Annotated in this window: 5 tRNA genes; all 5 read right to left on the bottom strand. The window is 49.9% G+C overall.

The features are described 5' to 3' along the window. Positions 1 to 3 precede the first annotated feature (3 nt). The 5 genes from KGF65_RS16860 to KGF65_RS16840 all read right to left on the bottom strand — a co-directional run bounded on the left by KGF65_RS16860 (position 4) and on the right by KGF65_RS16840 (position 422). Positions 4 to 76: transfer RNA gene (locus KGF65_RS16860), tRNA-Glu, on the bottom strand. Positions 77 to 96: 20 nt separating this feature from the next. Further along, positions 97 to 184 (bottom strand) — tRNA-Ser (locus KGF65_RS16855). A 4-nt stretch (positions 185 to 188) separates the two neighbouring features. After that, positions 189 to 263: transfer RNA gene (locus tag KGF65_RS16850), tRNA-Ile, on the bottom strand. 5 nt (positions 264 to 268) lie between these two features. Further along, a tRNA-Gly gene (locus KGF65_RS16845) sits at positions 269 to 339 on the bottom strand. A gap of 10 nt (positions 340 to 349) precedes the next feature. After that, positions 350 to 422, bottom strand: a tRNA-Phe gene (locus KGF65_RS16840). Positions 423 to 451: the final 29 nt, after the last annotated feature.

The raw sequence follows: 451 nt of genomic DNA, 5'->3' as shown, positions 1-451 counted from the left end.
TAATGACCCCTACGGGATTCGAACCCATGTTACTGCCGTGAAAGGGCAGTGTCTTAAACCACTTGACCAAGGGGTCATATTTTTAATATGGAACAACGGAGAAGGAGGGATTCGAACCCTCGCACCGCTTGCGCGATCTATACCCTTAGCAGGGGCACCTCTTCAGCCACTTGAGTACTTCTCCAAAATGGGCCTAAATGGACTTGAACCATCGACCTCACGCTTATCAGGCGTGCGCTCTAAACCAGCTGAGCTATAGGCCCAAAAAAGCGGGTAACGAGAATCGGACTCGCGACAACAGCTTGGAAGGCTGTGGTTTTACCACTAAACTATACCCGCATAAGACAGATGGCGCGGGACGGAATCGAACCGCCGACACATGGAGCTTCAATCCATTGCTCTACCGACTGAGCTACCGAGCCATTGTAGCCATTTAGAAACTATTAACTTA

The sequence above is a fragment of the Lactiplantibacillus sp. 30.2.29 genome, assembly GCF_018991255.1.
Taxonomy (GTDB): Bacteria; Bacillota; Bacilli; order Lactobacillales; family Lactobacillaceae; genus Lactiplantibacillus; species Lactiplantibacillus pentosus.
This window is presented reverse-complemented; position numbering and strand designations above follow the sequence as displayed.